Source organism: Paenibacillus sp. FSL E2-0201 (genome assembly GCF_037963325.1).
In the GTDB taxonomy this organism is placed as follows: domain Bacteria; phylum Bacillota; class Bacilli; order Paenibacillales; family Paenibacillaceae; genus Paenibacillus_AQ.
Genome location: NZ_CP150154.1, coordinates 1,396,001 through 1,412,032, shown reverse-complemented (window position 1 = coordinate 1,412,032; position 16,032 = coordinate 1,396,001). Strand labels below are relative to the sequence as shown.

Below are 16,032 nucleotides of genomic sequence, written 5' to 3'. Positions count from 1 at the left end.
TATACCGTGGTTCACGGTTGAAATCCGGTGACAGCTTATGCTTCCGATGCGAGCTTTCCTTTGGAAAGCTTTCAGGCGGTCGCTATCGCTCCTACAGTTCCAAACTTCCCCTCCGTCACTTTTCCCTTTTTAGAATGTTTTAAAGTTCAACTTATATAGAGTTAAAGTTCAATCTATATAAATTCAATTTCTTAAAAAAGGGTGCTGTAACGTCATGATATCTGACGTTGCAGCACCCTTTTGTTATTTCAGTAAGCTTGGAACTCCTGTAGATGCAAACTCCATTACCTCATGCCCGCTCTCGCCAGCTTCTTCCTCTTCCAGCTGTGAATAGTACAAGCCATGATATCTTCCTTCCGCCGCAAGCAACTCTTCGTGGGTACCGCTCTCCACAATTTCACCATTCTCCATCACTAGAATGATATCGGCATTCTGAATCGTAGATAGACGGTGGGCGATAACAAGTGTGGTTTTGTCTCCCATTAGTTTACGAATCGCCTGCTGCACCAGCTTCTCCGATTCATTATCGAGCGCTGCAGTAGCTTCATCTAGTAGCAAAATTGGAGAGTTCCTAAGAATCGCTCTTGCAATCGATAGCCGCTGACGTTGTCCACCGGACAGGCGTGAACCTTCCTCACCGATATCTGTATCGAGGCCCTCCGGCAACTCCATTACAAAATCATAAGCGTTTGCTTGTCGCAAAGCTTCCAGAATTTCTTGCTCACCTGCATCCGGATTTCCATTCCGAATATTATCACGGATACTTCCCGTATACAGCCCGGACTCTTGCGGCACATAAGCAAAGTGACTCCTAAGCTTAGCAAGACTCATTTCACTTATCTTCTCATTATTTATAAGTACTTCACCCTCATCAGGTTCATATAACCCAAGCAATACTTTAAAAAGCGTAGATTTCCCTCCACCACTCGGTCCCACAATCGCCATTTGAGCCCCTTTGTGAAGCTCTAAGCTGATCTTGTTCAAGCTGTGTTTCTCTGCTCCCGGATAAGAGAAGGATACCGAGGACATGACCATACGCTCAAATTCAGGCTGCTTCGTCACTGCTTCAGGTAGAGCCTTCACTTCTACAGGGCTATCCAACACTTCAAAGATTCGTCCCGCCGCCCCAAGTGATTGCTGCATCGAATTGATCAGTCCTGGTAATGCCGAGAACGGCATGACTAGATAATTCATGAGCTGTATGAAGGCAATCATCGCACCGACCTCAAGGGATCCTTTGGCCACAAAATAACCAGCCACGACCAGCGCAAGAAGAAACGTGAAGTTTCCTAAAAACGACGAGAATGAGCCGGTAGCTCCCTCAATTCTTCCCCGCTTCAATTCTTCGGAAGTAATATTTTCACTATGTTCCTGATACTGCTTCATTAGTCTGCGTTCGATGGAAAAAGATTTAAACACCATACTACTACCTAGAATGTCATGCAAAAAGGAAGTAATCTTGCTCATATGATTCTGAATCCTCACACTGTTCTCACGCATCGCTGAACCGAAGATTTTTCCCGTAAGGAACATCAAGGGTCCCATTGCAAAACAGATCAGTGCCAGTAGCCAGTTAATATAGAGCAAATAACCAAAAGCCGCGAGAGCAAGCAAAGGGTTACGGATCAGATCAATCATTACCTCGCCGGTAGCATTACCCACAGATTGATTATCATTAGTAAAGCGGGACAATAAATCCCCGGAATGATTACGGTCAAAATAAGACTGAGGAAGTGCTAAGGTATGCCGCATCATATCCAGCCGCAGCTCATTTCTGATCTTGGCAGAGATTTTATTTTTGAGATACCGATCGATGAAACCGTTAATTGCACTCACTAATAAGTAAATTAAACCGAATATAACCAGCCCTTTAAAAGCTTTGACATCGAGTCTAACCGCAGCATCTGTAATCACTGAGAGTAGCCAAGCAATCGTTAGATCCAGAACAATCCCAAATAAAGTCGTAAATAATAAAACCGTATATAAGAGCTTATGCCTTAACATGTATGTACTTAATCTTGAAAAAACACCCTTTTGCTTCAAAAAATCAGCCCTCTCCCCCTAAAATTCCACGCCTCTAACCTTCGCAAATAGCTTGCTGTCATGTATTTCCCCATCTAGCCCAAGGCGCTCTCTCCGTAAAATACCCTCCAGTGTATACCCTGCACGCTCAGCAACTGCAGCACTTTTGATATTTCGTGCACTACACCGAATCTCGATGCGATTAGCTTCTAATTCCCTGATAGCAAAATCGGTGATTCCGTTCACCGCTTCAGTCATATAACCTTTGCCCGCGCAGGAGCTTCGAATCCAATAACCAATTTCAAAATTTCGCAGTTCCCAGTTTATACGATGCAGGCCACTGCAACCGATAAAACTACCCGTAGTCTTATTAAAAATGCGCATATGCAGCTGATTACGTTTTAAAAAGTCCAGCCTAGCCTCACGTGTGAATCTCTCCGATTCATCCAAAGTCGGACTCGTTTGAGCAAAAGGCATCCAAGGTTTCAATTCCTCTAAACTTTCACCTATAGCCACATTCATACTAACGCCATCCCCCCACAAAGGGGCACGAATGAGCAGACGCTCGGTCTCAAAGCTCTCAGGAAATTCCATCAGGATCGGATCCATAGGATTAGCCACTTGGTACTCCCCTTTCCATTGTTGATAATTATTCTATATCTGTAAATATAAGACGGTAATACTTTCTGATTATAAAGTATAAACATGCTTCTGAATACTGAATGCAATAGATATCACAAAAGGGACAGCAAACGGCTGAATTTGCCCGAATGATATCCCCCTTGTATCATAGAAAAGTCACAGCTTAAACCAAATCATTGAGGTTTCTAGTTAAATCGCATATATATTGTTGTTGTCTTTTTCATGTATACTATAACCAGTTTGACTATCTTAACAAAAATAGAGGAGTAACTTCACAACATGATCAAAAGACTTACTGCACTATTTTCTATTCCCTCTTATGCCTTACTCTTTTTGTGTATGCTACTGCAGGGAATGGGGATTTCACTCAGCACACCCTTCTTGTCCATTTATTTCACGGAACAGCTTGGCGTATCTGTCGGGATGTTTGGTATTTTTCTAGCTACCACATTAGTTGCCGGCATATGGATTAGTACGCTTATCGGGAGACGCTCTGATCTCGGCTTGAATCGAAAACATATTTATCTAGTTGCCACGCTCTGTAATGCTCTGGCTTTTGGCGGGTACTTGCTCATTCAGGATTTTACGATCTTGTTCATCTACATGATTGTGTTCACCGCTCTCGGTGCACCAGGGATGCCTCAACTGTTCGCCATTGCTAGAGAAGCAGTGAATAAGAGTGATTTTACGGATACAGCGTTTGCGAATTCTACCTTGCGATCTGCTTTCTCTCTCGGCTTTATTACAGGCCCTTTAATCGGCACCCTGCTAATCGCTGCTGTTGGGTTTAAGGGGATTTTCTCGGGTACAATCGGAGTTTTCCTGCTTGTTGCCTTACTCGTTTTCTTATTTCTCAAATCAAATACAGAGCTGAGCAGCAACAAGGCTGAAGTAAAAGTAAAAAGCTTCCGGCTCATTCAGAACCGTAATATTCTGCTGCCTTTTCTGATTCTGATACTCATGTATGTAGCGCACTGGACGAGTAGCATTAATACAGCCCTCTTTATTACAAACAATCTAGGGGGAACGACAAGCGATGTCGGTCTAGTCAGCAGTATATGTGCTGCGCTGGAAATTCCATTTATGATTATGCTAGGTCTACTCAGTGCAAAGTACAGTAATCGATCCTTGATGATGTGTGGGGCGATTCTAGGCGGCGCTTATTATCTCGTTGTCATTCTCTCTGGCGCGATGTGGCAGATGCTTGCAGCCCAAGTTCTACTCGCCGTTTTCGTTGCTGTTATTTCAGCGATTGGCATTAGCTACATCCAGGATCTGCTTCCAAGCATGCCTGGGTATGCATCTACACTGTACTCTAATTCATCCACGATCGGCAGATTGATTGGCAGTCTTGTTGGCGGGGGATTAGCCACTCTTGTAGGTTACCGGTATTCATTCGTACTCTGTTTTGTACTCATCACTATTGCCTTAATCATGCTTGCGGTAAGCGGACGTCAACCTGTACATGAATCAGATAAATTAACCGTTTAACCTGTTTATTGGCTCTATCTTTGTCCTGTAAGCCCTTCTCTTCTAATGTGAAGAGAAGGGCTTTTTGTGTAGTGGAATTCTCGTACCTGTCTGTGCCAGTGTAACATTCTCCGGCAAAATATATGACTGTCTCATATCCACATCATGCGACATATGAGTATATACTGCCTTTTTAGGCTTAACGATTTGCAGCAGCTCCGCCGCCTCCGTCATATCGTACACAGAACGAGTGGATAGCTCTGCCGCTTCGTAATAGAAGCTTGTACCAAGGACCAGTAGGTCGGCTCCATGCATCAGACGTGTCTCCTCAGCCCCAAGAGATATGGAATCAGGACAATACACCCATGTGTAGTCCTCCTTCTCTAGCCGAAAAGCGTACGAGTATCCATTCTTCCCATGGTTTACTTTCCAGGTATCTATCTTCCAGCCGTCCAGCTCTATACCTTCATCACAGGGAATCATCTCGATGTGATTTCGCAGCCAAGGATATTGCCGCTCGATAATGGGAATGACTTCTGCCGGAGTATAAAGTTCACCCTTAATGCCCGTCCATCGACAAGCATCGGCCCATTCCGGCAGTCCGCCAATATGATCAAAATGAGCGTGAGTCACCAGCAGTCTTCGCATATTCCGTACTCCCTGCGCCTCCATCTGACGTCGCCAGTCTGGCCCGCAATCAATCACTAGAAAGTCACTGCCATTATCTATAAGTACAGAGGAACGCAGCCTTATATTGCTTCCCTGTTCCCTTGCTTCTGTGCAGGTCTCGCAGCTGCAATATACCCGAGGAACACCCATGGCATCCCCAGTACCCAAAAACACCAACGTATCCATAGCCCATCTCTCCTTCAGTTCCCATCAAGGTAGTCTTAAATTATTATATGTCTATCTTAAAGATGCTCACCAAAATATCCCCACAAAGTGAAGCTTTGCTTCGATGCGTACCCAGGTACTTTGCGGGGGCCCCAAATATATACTTTCGTCAAAAAAGTCATCCCTTAAGCAGTAGCCCTGCTAGGATGACTCTATTTTTACACCTCTACCTATATTCCTGCAAGTACCTGATACCAAATTCCCCGCTTGGAATAAAGCGTGCTTCGCACCTCATCCCAGCCGCCTAAATAATTAATATCGAAGAGGCCCGCTGGATCGGGGTAGCGGCTTTTGTTCTCTGCATAGACCTGTTTATCTACGGGGCGAAAACCATACTTTGCGAAGATTTCTTGTGCCTGAGGGGTTATCAAGAAATCAACTAATGCTTCTGCCGCCGCGCGAGTCCCATGCTCATCCGCATACTTCTCTACGACAGCTGCCGGGTTCTCAATCAGAATTGTATTTTTAGGAATAATGACTTCATATTTAACTCCCTGAGCAATCCGGGCCAGCAGTTCATTCTCATAGGTGACGATGACATCACCCACTCCATACTCGAAGGCAGCCATGGACGCACGTCCGCTCTTATCCAGAGATTCCACATTGGCATGTACACTTTCCAAAAAAGCTTTGGCTGCTGCCGGATCCTTAACCCCCTCTTGCTCCTCTGACAGCTTCAGACCAGCCCCATAGATCGCGTTGATATCCCACTGCGCACCACCGGATGTTTTGGGATTTGGGTATAACACTTTAACCCCTGGCTTGGCTAAGTCCGCAAAATCGTGAATTCCTTTGGGGTTTCCCTCACGTGTACCAAGTGCGACTACCGAACGTGTCACCATACCTTGTTCACCCTGCTTTTTCCACGTTGGCGCTACGAGTCCAGCCTTAACCAGTTTCTCGACATCACCTTCCATGGCTAGCAGTGTAACATCCGCTTCGAATCCACCCACAATTGCACGTGCCTGTGTTCCGGAAGCTTCATAAGACTGCTGAAAACTAATCTCCTGACCAGTATCCGCTTTCCACTGTGCTGCAAATAACGGTAAAATATCTTTCATCGCATCCTTAGCCACACTGTATGCGCCAACGACCAGCGTGACATCCCCTGGCTTAGAGGGATCTGCCATCGTCGTAACCGCCTTCTCATCCCCGCAACCGACTGCCGCCAGCGTGAGTATGGCCAGCATTAGGGCAGCAAAACATCCGTGCAGTTGTCTGCTCCTTTTGTTGAAATTCATTGCGGCCCACATCCTTTGAGATAATGATTTTAAAGTCTCTTTAAAAGTAGCTCGAATGATTAAGCCAAGTTCTAGTAACCAACGTTCGGTATTTGCCGTAATTACGCGGAATGTTTGGACTTCCACTCCATTACTCTATACCAATACTTCAGTTACTCTAAACCTAGCTCATCACATTCGCTACTTTCAAAAAAATTGAAAATCATTTTATTTATTTTTAAATAAAAATAGGCATCGGATCTTCTTTCAGGTTGTTCTCCTGGATCCAGCTTCGCTCATCATTAAACAGGTAAGCCCGGTGCACTAGGACTGAGATGTCCTGCCCCGGCTGTAATGTTTCTTTCTCCAAGGAACGGTAAGTGACCAGCTTATGACCATTAACTTCAACCTCAACAAGCCATTCACTTCCACGGAAATGCAAATGCTTTACGACCCCTTTTTCCGTAGCTGAAGCCATCTTGAACTCATGCAGGTTACCCACTTCAATATACTCAGGACGAATAAGTGCCTTGGTAGGTTTACCGTCTCCAGCGCCTTTAAAGCCCTTCACCTCAGAAGCATCTTCAATCAGTGTCGACTCCCCGATAAAAGTTGCCACAAATGGTGTTTTAGGCTCCTTATAAATATCCCAAGGTGTACCCTTTTGTTCCAACTGTCCTTGGTTGATGATCATAATCTCATCTGCTACTTCTATCGCTTCGTCTTGGTCATGCGTTACAAAGATCGAGGTGATACCTACACGCTCAATCAGCTCACGTAGCCAAGCACGCAGCTCCTGACGGATCTTCGCATCGATAGCTGCGAACGGCTCATCTAAGAGCAGTAGCTGTGGCTCAGGTGCGAGTGCACGAGCAAAAGCCACACGCTGACGTTGTCCACCAGATAGCTGATGCGGATAACGCTTCTCGAAGCCTTTTAACCCCGTAAGCTCCACCAGTTCCATAACACGGTCACGAATCGCAGTTTTGCTGGCCTTTTTAACTTTTAATCCAAACGCAATATTATCAAAAACAGTCATGTGCTTAAATAATGCATAGTTCTGAAAGACGAAGCCGATCCCGCGCTCCTGAGGAGGAAGATTGTTAACTGTCTGACCATGAAAAATAATCTCGCCATTATCCGGTGTTTCCAGCCCGGCAAGCATACGCAGAATTGAGGTTTTACCGCCACCACTCGGGCCAAGCAGTCCGATCAGATGACCTTTTGTAATGGTGAAATTGACGTCCTTGACCGCATGAAAATCTCCAAAATGCTTATTTAATCCCCGCACTTCAACATGCATATTACTGCACTTCCTTTCTTCTCTTGGTCCATTCCATCAACAACAGTAGACCTGCGGAAAATGCAGCCAGAACTAGCGCTATTCCTCCAGCAGCCGTTACATTAAAATTCTCAACATCCTGATAGACTAGCGTCGTTGCCGTCTGGGTTTTGTTCATAATGTTACCCGAGACCACGAGCACCGCGCCGAACTCTCCTAGTGAACGCGCCACCGTAAGGATGACCCCATACACAACCGCCCAACGAATCGAAGGCCAAGTCACCTTCCAGAAAATAGTCCAGCCACGAGCGCCCAATGTAGAAGCAGCTTCCTCCTGCTGTGATCCAATCTCCTGTAGCACCGGCATCACCTCACGCACCATTAAAGGAAAGGTTACGAACAAGGTGGCAATGATCATTCCGGGAATCGCATAGACGATCTTCAGCCCAATCCCTTCAAAAATCGCACCCAATGCACTATCTGGACCCAGCAACAGGACAATCATCAGCCCGCCAATAACTGGGGACACAGCATAAGGTAAATCAACAATACTGTTAAGCAAGCCCTTTAGACGTCTATTTATCCAGTTCGCCCGAACAAGATACAGAGCCATCATAATTCCGAACAAAGTATTTAATAACGTTACTACTATCACAACAAGCCCAGTCATCATAAGCGCATGCAGCGCTTCAGGCCTAGTCAGAGCATTCCAGAAACCACCGAATCCTTCACTAAAAGCACCTATAGCCATTTTTCCTAGGGGTGCAGCTATTAGCAAGAAAAACACCAAGTAAGTGAGTCCGATCCACAATTTTCTCATGAGCGTCTCCCCCTCATCTGCAGCATATTAATGAGCCAAAGAATAAGAAAAGATAAGGTCAAGAGAATGACAGAAACCGCTGCTGCGGAAACCGGATTATCACTTTCAACTTCACCAAAAATAAAAACAGAAGATACGAGAGTACGACCTGGAATATTGCCTGCTACGAGGACTACAGCACCGAATTCAGCAAGTGCCCGCGAGAAGGCAAGCATTCCACCGCTGATCATCCCAGGAGCCATAGAGGGGAGAATAACATGCCAGAAGACTCTAGTTCCCTTGGCACCCATTGTATAAGCCGCTTCCTCCTCGGAAGGATCAAGTTCCTCCAGTAAGGGCTGAACCGCTCGAATCACGAAAGGAAAGGTTACGAAGACCATAGCAATTACAATTGCCGGCTGATGAAAAACAATTTCAAAACCAAGCGCTTCTGCAGCCTTGCCGATAAGACTACCAGGCCCGAGCAAGAGCAAAATCATCAAACCACCAACTGCTGTCGGCAGCGCAAATGGCAAATCCACAAGACTGTTAAGCAATGCTTTACCCATGAAATGATAACGAATAAGAACCCAAGCAATCATTGTTCCTAAAAAGACATTAATTAAAGTAGCGATGATCGCCAGCTTTAAGGTTAACAGCACCGACTTCCAGGCAATCGGGTCGCTTATGCTTTCCACAAAATTACCGAAACCCAGTGAAAAAGAGTTGTAATAGACCCCAAGTATAGGCAGCACGATCAATACTACAAAATAGAGCAAAATTGTCGTTCGGAAACCCCAAGTCCAACCTTTGTGCCTAAGCAGCGAATTCAATGATTTTGCCCTCCCACCTCCGGCTAACCGGTCGGTATACTAACCAACAACTTCATTAATTATTCCTATTTATATACTTGGTTTTATAATATTACTACTTTACCAAATCCTTCTCGCTGCCGTCAATTACTTTCAAGTGAATTTGGGGTAAAATATATATAATAAAGTATAGGAAAAAGTGGCACATCACAGGAAGGGGAATGATTATGCTGCATACACTGGAGATTACTACAACGAAAAGGGATGAATTACGGGATATTACTCGTGAAGTCATTTCTTTTGTGAAAAAAAGCGGAGTGCAAAGCGGTGTGATCGTAGTTTATTGTCCACATACCACCGCAGGAATTGCAATCAATGAGAATGCAGATCCTGACGTGAGGCATGATGTTCTGATGCGTTTGGATGAAGTCTACCCTTGGGAGCATCCGAAGTATCGGCATGCTGAAGGCAATACTGCTTCACACCTTAAATCTATTACCACAGGACCTTCCCAAAGTATAATTATCCATGATGGTGAAGTATTACTCGGACGTTGGCAGGGTATTTATTTTTGTGAGTTCGATGGACCAAGACGAAGACAATGTTTCTTAAAAATTATTGAGGGATAAACAATATACAAATGGCCGCTCCGTTATGCCCCGGAGCGGCCATTAAAATATAACTAGAATTAAATATTACTTTGACCAAGCAGAGAAGCAGTGTTATACCAATGCACAGCTTTAAAGTATAAACTTATAAAAAAAACAGCATGTTAAAGGCTGCGACATAAAACCTTGATATGAGCTGATGCTGCCTCTTTTACATCCTCAAATGATACTTTATCTTGGATATAATAAGAAATAAATCCGTGAGCGGATAAGAACAAGGTTAGCGGCACGTTCTGCCAATCCTCGGACACATATCCCTCTTCCTTCATATGACGGCGTACAATACTTGAGAATAAATCAAAACATCGTCCCTGCTCTGCTCTACAATAAGCCAGTAGCTCTTCATCACGAATCATGAACATAATCTCATATTGATAAGGATGATCTATTCCAAACCGTATAAACTCCATAATCAGCTGCTCTACTCGAGTCATGCCTTCTTCAGGTGGCTTATTCATTACTTGGCTCAGTAAAGCAGCCACATGATTAAAATCTTCGACAACAATGGCGTAGAACAACTCCGCCTTCTCTTTGAAATGATAATAGAGAGAGCCGTGGCTGTACCCCAAATGCTGACCGATGCTTCGCATTGAAATCGCTCGATACCCTTTGGTAATAAACAGATGCCTAGCGGCCTCTAATATTCTTTCCCTCGACAACTCCTGCTCCACTGCTCTCCTTGCCATATACCTAATCCCCTTCGCTGTAGTAAATCCGCCGCCCTTCCGTTACCAAGGCTTGCCCTTGGGTTAGATCTGTTATCCATGCCATAAATGCGTCTCCCTCATCATTTCGCGGTAAACATAACAACGTTACTTTATCGGTGAACAAAGTCTCGCCGGTTTGAATACCTCTTCCCCGAAGTTCGTTCTCAACCTTGCCTAGCCAAGTGTACTCAATTTCTACGAATACCTCTCGTCTTAGCACACGGGTGATCACTTCTCCTGCTTCTAGCGCAAGCACTGCTCCATCCGTATAAGCTCTAATCAGCCCTCCGGCACCCAGCATAATGCCTCCGAAATAACGGGTAACAACAATTGCGACATTTTTAACTCCCTGGTTGCGAATTACTTCCAAAATCGGTTTGCCGGCTGTTCCACTCGGCTCCCCGTCGTCCGATTGCCTCTGGATTTCGTCTCTCTCCCCAATCACATAAGCAGAACAGTTATGCGTTGCGTCCCGATGTTTCTTCTTAATGTCTTCGATAAACAACATTGCTTCTTCTTCATTCTCAACCGGCATAACATGACCAATGAAGCGAGATTTGCGGATTACGACTTCCTTGGAGCCGGAAGAGCGCACCGTCCGATATTGTTCTAACATAATTATTCCAGTCCTTATATACATATGATGTCTTCATATAATGTCAGGAGCAGTCCCCGGTATTGGATTACCTATGGACTGCTCCTGGTGACTTACACTAGTATGAATGGTCTCTAAAATACTGCTGCAATACTATTCTGTAAGTCTTGCTTCCAGCTCTGCCTTTTCTTTTTCGTAACCCGGTTTGCCAAGCAGCGCGAACATATTCTTCTTATATGCTTCCACGCCTGGTTGGTCGAATGGATTAACACCGAGCAGGTAACCGCTGATGCCGCAAGCTTTTTCAAAGAAGTAAACCAAATAACCAAATGTGTATGGTGTTTGATCAGGAATAGTAACGATAAGGTTAGGTACTTGACCATCTGTATGCGCAAGCATTGTACCTTGGAAAGCCTTCTTATTTACGAAATCCATAGTCTTTCCTGTTAAGAAGTTCAAGCCATCCAGATCATCTGGATCGTTCTCAATGGTCACATGATGAGCCACTTGATCTACTTGGATTACCGTTTCAAAGATATTACGGTTACCTTCTTGGATAAATTGACCCATGGAGTGTAGATCCGTAGAGAAATCAACGGAAGAAGGATAAATACCTTTGAAATCCTTACCTTCGCTCTCGCCAAACAATTGTTTCCACCACTCGGATACAAAGTGTAGGGAAGGCTCATAGTTAACGAGGATTTCAGTTGTCTTACCTTTACGATACAGAGCATTACGAACTGCAGCATATTGATAAGCTTGGTTAGTAGCTACATCCGGATTATTGAACTCATCCGCAGCGGCAGCAGCACCTTGCATCATCTCTTCAATGTTAATACCTGCTACAGCGATTGGAAGCAAGCCTACAGGTGTCAATACGGAGTAACGTCCGCCTACATCGTCTGGAATGATGAAGGATTCATAACCTTCTTCAGTAGCCAATTTCTTAAGGGCACCTTTTTCCTTGTCTGTAGTAGCGTAAATACGTTTGCGAGCTTCTTCCTTGCCATATTTCTTCTCCAGAGCTGCGCGGAAAATGCGGAAAGCAATAGCTGGCTCAGTTGTAGTTCCGGATTTGGAGATTACGTTCACGGAGAAGTCTTTGCCTTCTACTAGATCAAGCAAATGCGTGATGTATGTAGAGCTGATGTTGTTACCCGCGAAATAAACTTCTGGAGTTTTGCGCTTATCTTTAGAAAGGTTATTGTAAAAAGAATGCGAGAGCGCTTCAATCGCTGCGCGTGCTCCCAGATAAGAACCACCAATACCAATTACAATCAGTACTTCGGAATCGCTCTGGATCTTCTTGGCAGCTTGCTGAATGCGTGCGAATTCTTCCTTATCATAAGCTGATGGAAGATCAATCCATCCAAGATAGTCGGAACCTACACCAGTCTTATTATGCAACTGTTCGTGTGCTAACTTAACTGGGGCGGCAAGGTTGTCAATTTCTTGTTGGTTGAAGAAAGAAAGGGCTTTGGTGTAGTCAAAATTAATCTTCTTAGACATCGGTAATGGAAACCTCCTGTTTATCTCTTTAAATTTGAAACCGCTTGTTACAACTTTATAATTAGGATACTTTAATTTGCCTTGACTGGCAAGGTCTTAGGGCACATCCCGGGCTTTAGAACCAAGTTTTCGAAAGTTTCATGGAAGCGTTTCCCGCGTCAATAGGCATGGCCGAGCTGTGGTGCTAGCCTAAGTGCCGTGATAGAATGAAGAAAACGGAAGGTGGCTATACAAATGAAACAAATCGGTTTTATCGGACTTGGAACAATGGGAGCGCCAATGGCTTCCAACTTGCTTCGCGGCGGCTTTCAGGTGACGGTGTACAACCGTACGGCAGCTAAATGTAAACCTCTTGAAGCAGAAGGTGCTCAGACTGCTCTTACACCACGTGCTGCCGCTGAAGGTAAGGATGTTATTATTACCATGATCAGTAATGATGATTCGGTTCGTGAAGTGTTTTATGGTCAGAATGGGATTCTCGATGCGCTTAAGCCAGGCGGCTTGATTATTGATTCCAGTACCATTTCTCCAGGACTAGTTCACGAAATCGCCACTGCTGTAGAAGCTCGCGGCGGACATTTCCTAGACGCACCAGTAACTGGTAGCAAACCGGCAGCTATTGACGGAACCTTGGTGTTCATGGTTGGAGGCAGTGCTGAAGTTATAGAACAGCATCGCGATATCTTCGATACTATGGGCCGGCTACTCCTGCATATGGGCGACAACGGTAGCGGTGCTGCAGCGAAGCTGGCACATAATGCAATGGTTGGCATTCACAATGTCGCTCTAGCTGAAGGCTTCTCCATCGCTGTCAAATCCGGTGTGCCTGCCGATAAATTCCTGGAGCTTGTTAAGAATGGCTCTGCGGGCAGCAAGCAGGCCGAGCTGAAGGGTCAGAAAATTATCGATAATGATTTCAGCAATCAGTTCTCTCTTGGTCTTATGCTGAAAGATCTTAAGCTGGCTTCCTCGCTAAGCGACTCCACTGGCGTGCCTACGCCTATGCTCGGTGTAGCTAAGAGCATGTTTCAGGCAGGATTCAACCACGGCTTCGCTGATGAGGATCTGTCCGCAGTGGTCAAATCCTATGAAGAATGGATCGGGCAGAAAATCGGCAGTAAAGCAGACCAGTAATAAATACAAGATTCATATCGAAAAAAAGGATTATCAAGCAAGAGCGGCTTCGGCGTCCTTATCAGGACGATAAGCGTTTATGTGAGAAATATAAGGATAAAGTATAGTGTGAAACTTATATTTTATCCTTATATTTCTAGAAGGGGTCTCAAGCCAAGAATGAACTTGGCTTGAGACCCCTTTACTGTTACTGCAAATATGTATGTACTACTATGGAGTAGTTATAAAATCAGGTTGTTCTTCGCCGGTTATTCCGGCGTCACTTGCCGGTTCCTGTACTGTCTCTTCTATCGGCCAAACGAGCTTTGCCTTACGTCCATCAATCCACCAGCTCCCGCTCGGGGTAGTGGCTAATAACCAGGTGCCCCATCTTCCCTTGACCTGGACAGACTGCGGATTGAGAGAGACCACTTTAGGAGCGTATGTATCTGGGTACTTATAAGCAGGTATACTTTGCTGGAATTCAGCATTCGCAAATATTTCCTCGACGATAACAAGCTTTCCCGGAGAAGGATGAATCCATCCCAGTCCTTCCGCTGCTTGAACCTGATACCAATCGCCCTTCTTCGCAATCACTTGAAGCATTTGCGGCTGCAGATTGATACCTCCTGTTGAAGCTCCAATTTTAGTATAAAGTTCCGTTCCCGACAGCAAACTCATGGATCGCTGAGGATATTGAGGCTTCTGCTTATTCAGCCATAAGGAATAGGATTGTAGCGCAGAGTAAAGCCCAACCTCTTTATTCTCTGACCAGATCTTATCAAACTGTTTTAAGGGAACATTGGTCTCCCCCACATAACTTGCAATTTCAATTGTGAACCCGGGACGGCCATACTTCTGAATGAACCAATCTTTATAACCACCCCCGGAAGGATTCTTCTCCGGAGCTACCAGAGAATAGCCTGTCAGATTACCAAGCGTCCGAGCTATTGTTTTGTCGCGGTTAAGATTGCTGCGGAGAGAATTAAAATTCCAAAATATGATTTCACCAGAGCTGTGATATGAAATTGTTACTTCCGGATCAATTCTTTCCGTCAATTCCATCATCATCTGCACTTCAGAGGTTTCAGCTGGCTTCTTCCCTTTATAATTCTGATACCAAGGAGTTGAAGCCGTATTCTTTATGGTGTTCCAGTTAGCCGGATATTGACGGTTAAGGTCAATTCCCTGCATATTTGCTTTCCAGCGAGTAAAGTTTGTGCTGTTCCCATTATATTTTAGCAGCGTTTTGGCCAAATTGGCTGGAAGACCTTCAGTGCCCTGTTGGGATAAAGTAACGCCATCCGGATTAACCATCGGAACGATCCAAATGCTGACTTGATCAAGCAAACTGCGTACGTTATAGCCCCCTATTTTCCCATTAGTTTTATAAGCCTGGGCATACGTATCGAGCATTTTCATCAATAAACTAGTTGTCATCCACTCTCTAGCATGATGCGAACCGTTAAGAAAAAGCACTGATTCTCCTCTGCCTAACTTCACCGCCCACAAATCCCGTCCATAAGGAGACTGCCCTAAAGATTCGGACATTACCAGATCAGGGTATTCCTGCACTAACCTCTCAATATCCCTTTTCATTAAGTTATAAGAATAGACTTGATTGGGATTCACTATATTCGTTGCTGCCTGAACCGGCGCTGCTGTTACGAATACAGTTACCAGCAGCACACAACTGAGCAACAATAGTGTAATCTTATGTATTCCCTTGCGAAAATCTGTCTTTCTCATGTTGTCATCTCCTATATCTGTCTACTGATAAAAATATCAGTCTACTAAATTGATATTGGAAGTATATGAGAATGTCATATTTTAGTCAATAAATTAATTATATTAATCTTTTTTAAATAATTGCATATTTTCTTTTGATTTTTTGCTCTATCCTGGGTACACAAAAAGAAGTATCCCGGCTGCCGAGGCAACCGGGATACTTCTTCATTTCTATACTTTGAATTACAATACTGGGTAAGAACAGCAATAATCAGTTACACCGAATACTTCCAACGCAAATTTTGAGTTTCCAGGAACATTGAACGTCTCCGCTCCCTTAATCTCCTGCCATACTTCGCTGCCGGGTAGCAGCACTTTAAGATCACCGGACAGAATCTCCATAATTTCAGGACCATCCGTACCAAATTCATATACACCAGGCAACATGATGCCAAGTGTCACCTTAGTTCCATCCTGTAAAATTACCGTACGGCTGGTTACTTGTCCGCCATAATATACATTGGCTGCTTTTTCAATCGTTGCGTTGTTAAACTGACTCATTACTTGTTCT

General features: G+C 44.6%; 15 protein-coding genes. 3 read left to right on the top strand and 12 right to left on the bottom strand.

What is annotated here, in order from left to right:
- Positions 1 to 243: 243 nt before the first annotated feature.
- A complete protein-coding gene (locus NSU15_RS06305; RefSeq protein ID WP_339289624.1) occupies positions 244 to 2,004 on the bottom strand; it encodes an ABC transporter ATP-binding protein in 1,761 nt (586 codons plus the stop codon).
- Positions 2,005 to 2,061: 57 nt separating this feature from the next.
- Positions 2,062 to 2,631, bottom strand: a complete 570-nt coding sequence (locus NSU15_RS06300; RefSeq protein ID WP_076118237.1) for a GNAT family protein — start codon at positions 2,629 to 2,631, stop codon at positions 2,062 to 2,064.
- Positions 2,632 to 2,943: 312 nt separating this feature from the next.
- Between NSU15_RS06300 and NSU15_RS06295 the strand changes: the two genes are divergently transcribed.
- Positions 2,944 to 4,155, top strand: coding sequence for a sugar efflux transporter (locus NSU15_RS06295; protein ID WP_339289622.1), 1,212 nt, complete (start codon positions 2,944 to 2,946; stop codon positions 4,153 to 4,155).
- Positions 4,156 to 4,197: 42 nt separating this feature from the next.
- Here the strand turns inward: NSU15_RS06295 and NSU15_RS06290 are convergent, their stop codons facing one another.
- From NSU15_RS06290 to cysT, 5 genes are all read right to left on the bottom strand, one after another.
- Positions 4,198 to 4,989: an MBL fold metallo-hydrolase gene (locus tag NSU15_RS06290; protein WP_339289621.1), complete on the bottom strand. Its 792-nt coding sequence runs from the start codon at positions 4,987 to 4,989 to the stop codon at positions 4,198 to 4,200.
- Between the two features lie 209 nt (positions 4,990 to 5,198).
- On the bottom strand, positions 5,199 to 6,269 hold the full coding sequence (locus NSU15_RS06285; RefSeq protein ID WP_339289620.1) for a sulfate ABC transporter substrate-binding protein: 1,071 nt from the start codon (positions 6,267 to 6,269) through the stop codon (positions 5,199 to 5,201).
- Positions 6,270 to 6,486: 217 nt separating this feature from the next.
- Positions 6,487 to 7,551: a sulfate ABC transporter ATP-binding protein gene (cysA, locus tag NSU15_RS06280; RefSeq protein WP_042124940.1), complete on the bottom strand. Its 1,065-nt coding sequence runs from the start codon at positions 7,549 to 7,551 to the stop codon at positions 6,487 to 6,489.
- Position 7,552: 1 nt separating this feature from the next.
- The gene (locus tag NSU15_RS06275) at positions 7,553 to 8,350 is read right to left on the bottom strand and encodes a sulfate ABC transporter permease subunit (protein WP_042124938.1); all 798 of its coding nucleotides are present in this window, start codon (positions 8,348 to 8,350) and stop codon (positions 7,553 to 7,555) included.
- Entirely contained in the window at positions 8,347 to 9,162 is an 816-nt protein-coding gene (gene cysT, locus NSU15_RS06270) for a sulfate ABC transporter permease subunit CysT (RefSeq protein ID WP_042124936.1), read from the bottom strand. Before cysT ends, NSU15_RS06275 begins: the two co-directional genes overlap by 4 nt.
- Before the next feature lie 206 nt (positions 9,163 to 9,368).
- Between cysT and NSU15_RS06265 the strand changes: the two genes are divergently transcribed.
- Positions 9,369 to 9,770, top strand: coding sequence for a secondary thiamine-phosphate synthase enzyme YjbQ (locus tag NSU15_RS06265; protein WP_076118089.1), 402 nt, complete (start codon positions 9,369 to 9,371; stop codon positions 9,768 to 9,770).
- Positions 9,771 to 9,913: 143 nt separating this feature from the next.
- Here NSU15_RS06265 and NSU15_RS06260 read toward each other — a convergent pair whose 3' ends face one another.
- The 3 genes from NSU15_RS06260 to NSU15_RS06250 form a co-directional block, all read right to left on the bottom strand.
- Positions 9,914 to 10,495 carry a TetR/AcrR family transcriptional regulator gene (locus NSU15_RS06260; RefSeq protein ID WP_042124932.1) on the bottom strand — a complete coding sequence of 194 codons (582 nt, stop codon included), beginning with the start codon at positions 10,493 to 10,495 and terminating at the stop codon, positions 9,914 to 9,916.
- A gap of 4 nt (positions 10,496 to 10,499) precedes the next feature.
- Positions 10,500 to 11,132 (bottom strand): YigZ family protein, encoded by a 633-nt coding sequence (locus tag NSU15_RS06255; protein ID WP_076118091.1) that lies wholly within the window; start codon positions 11,130 to 11,132, stop codon positions 10,500 to 10,502.
- Positions 11,133 to 11,264: 132 nt separating this feature from the next.
- Positions 11,265 to 12,620: a glucose-6-phosphate isomerase gene (locus tag NSU15_RS06250; protein ID WP_042124930.1), complete on the bottom strand. Its 1,356-nt coding sequence runs from the start codon at positions 12,618 to 12,620 to the stop codon at positions 11,265 to 11,267.
- Positions 12,621 to 12,854: 234 nt separating this feature from the next.
- On the opposite strand from NSU15_RS06250, the gene NSU15_RS06245 reads away from it, so the two are divergent.
- Positions 12,855 to 13,754, top strand: a complete 900-nt coding sequence (locus NSU15_RS06245) for an NAD(P)-dependent oxidoreductase (RefSeq protein ID WP_076118093.1) — start codon at positions 12,855 to 12,857, stop codon at positions 13,752 to 13,754.
- Positions 13,755 to 13,964: 210 nt separating this feature from the next.
- On the opposite strand, the gene NSU15_RS06240 is transcribed toward NSU15_RS06245, so the two are convergent.
- Together NSU15_RS06240 and NSU15_RS06235 are read right to left on the bottom strand one after the other, a co-directional pair.
- Positions 13,965 to 15,482, bottom strand: a complete 1,518-nt coding sequence (locus NSU15_RS06240) for a M14 family metallocarboxypeptidase (protein WP_339289618.1) — start codon at positions 15,480 to 15,482, stop codon at positions 13,965 to 13,967.
- Between the two features lie 222 nt (positions 15,483 to 15,704).
- On the bottom strand, positions 15,705 to 16,022 hold the full coding sequence (locus tag NSU15_RS06235) for a pyrimidine/purine nucleoside phosphorylase (RefSeq protein ID WP_042124925.1): 318 nt from the start codon (positions 16,020 to 16,022) through the stop codon (positions 15,705 to 15,707).
- Positions 16,023 to 16,032: the final 10 nt, after the last annotated feature.

Excerpts from the sequence above, each read along its gene's own strand:
- NSU15_RS06305 (WP_339289624.1), bottom strand. The coding sequence starts at position 2,004 with ATGTTAAGGCATAAGCTCTTATATACGGTTTTATTATTTACGACTTTA.
- NSU15_RS06255 (WP_076118091.1), bottom strand. The coding sequence starts at position 11,132 with ATGTTAGAACAATATCGGACGGTGCGCTCTTCCGGCTCCAAGGAAGTC.
- NSU15_RS06275 (WP_042124938.1), bottom strand. The coding sequence starts at position 8,350 with ATGAGAAAATTGTGGATCGGACTCACTTACTTGGTGTTTTTCTTGCTA.
- NSU15_RS06285 (WP_339289620.1), bottom strand. The coding sequence starts at position 6,269 with ATGAATTTCAACAAAAGGAGCAGACAACTGCACGGATGTTTTGCTGCC.
- cysA (WP_042124940.1), bottom strand. The coding sequence starts at position 7,551 with ATGCATGTTGAAGTGCGGGGATTAAATAAGCATTTTGGAGATTTTCAT.
- NSU15_RS06240 (WP_339289618.1), bottom strand. The coding sequence starts at position 15,482 with ATGAGAAAGACAGATTTTCGCAAGGGAATACATAAGATTACACTATTG.
- NSU15_RS06250 (WP_042124930.1), bottom strand. The coding sequence starts at position 12,620 with ATGTCTAAGAAGATTAATTTTGACTACACCAAAGCCCTTTCTTTCTTC.
- NSU15_RS06260 (WP_042124932.1), bottom strand. The coding sequence starts at position 10,495 with ATGGCAAGGAGAGCAGTGGAGCAGGAGTTGTCGAGGGAAAGAATATTA.
- NSU15_RS06295 (WP_339289622.1), top strand. The coding sequence starts at position 2,944 with ATGATCAAAAGACTTACTGCACTATTTTCTATTCCCTCTTATGCCTTA.
- NSU15_RS06290 (WP_339289621.1), bottom strand. The coding sequence starts at position 4,989 with ATGGATACGTTGGTGTTTTTGGGTACTGGGGATGCCATGGGTGTTCCT.
- NSU15_RS06300 (WP_076118237.1), bottom strand. The coding sequence starts at position 2,631 with ATGGATCCGATCCTGATGGAATTTCCTGAGAGCTTTGAGACCGAGCGT.
- NSU15_RS06245 (WP_076118093.1), top strand. The coding sequence starts at position 12,855 with ATGAAACAAATCGGTTTTATCGGACTTGGAACAATGGGAGCGCCAATG.
- NSU15_RS06265 (WP_076118089.1), top strand. The coding sequence starts at position 9,369 with ATGCTGCATACACTGGAGATTACTACAACGAAAAGGGATGAATTACGG.
- NSU15_RS06235 (WP_042124925.1), bottom strand. The coding sequence starts at position 16,022 with ATGAGTCAGTTTAACAACGCAACGATTGAAAAAGCAGCCAATGTATAT.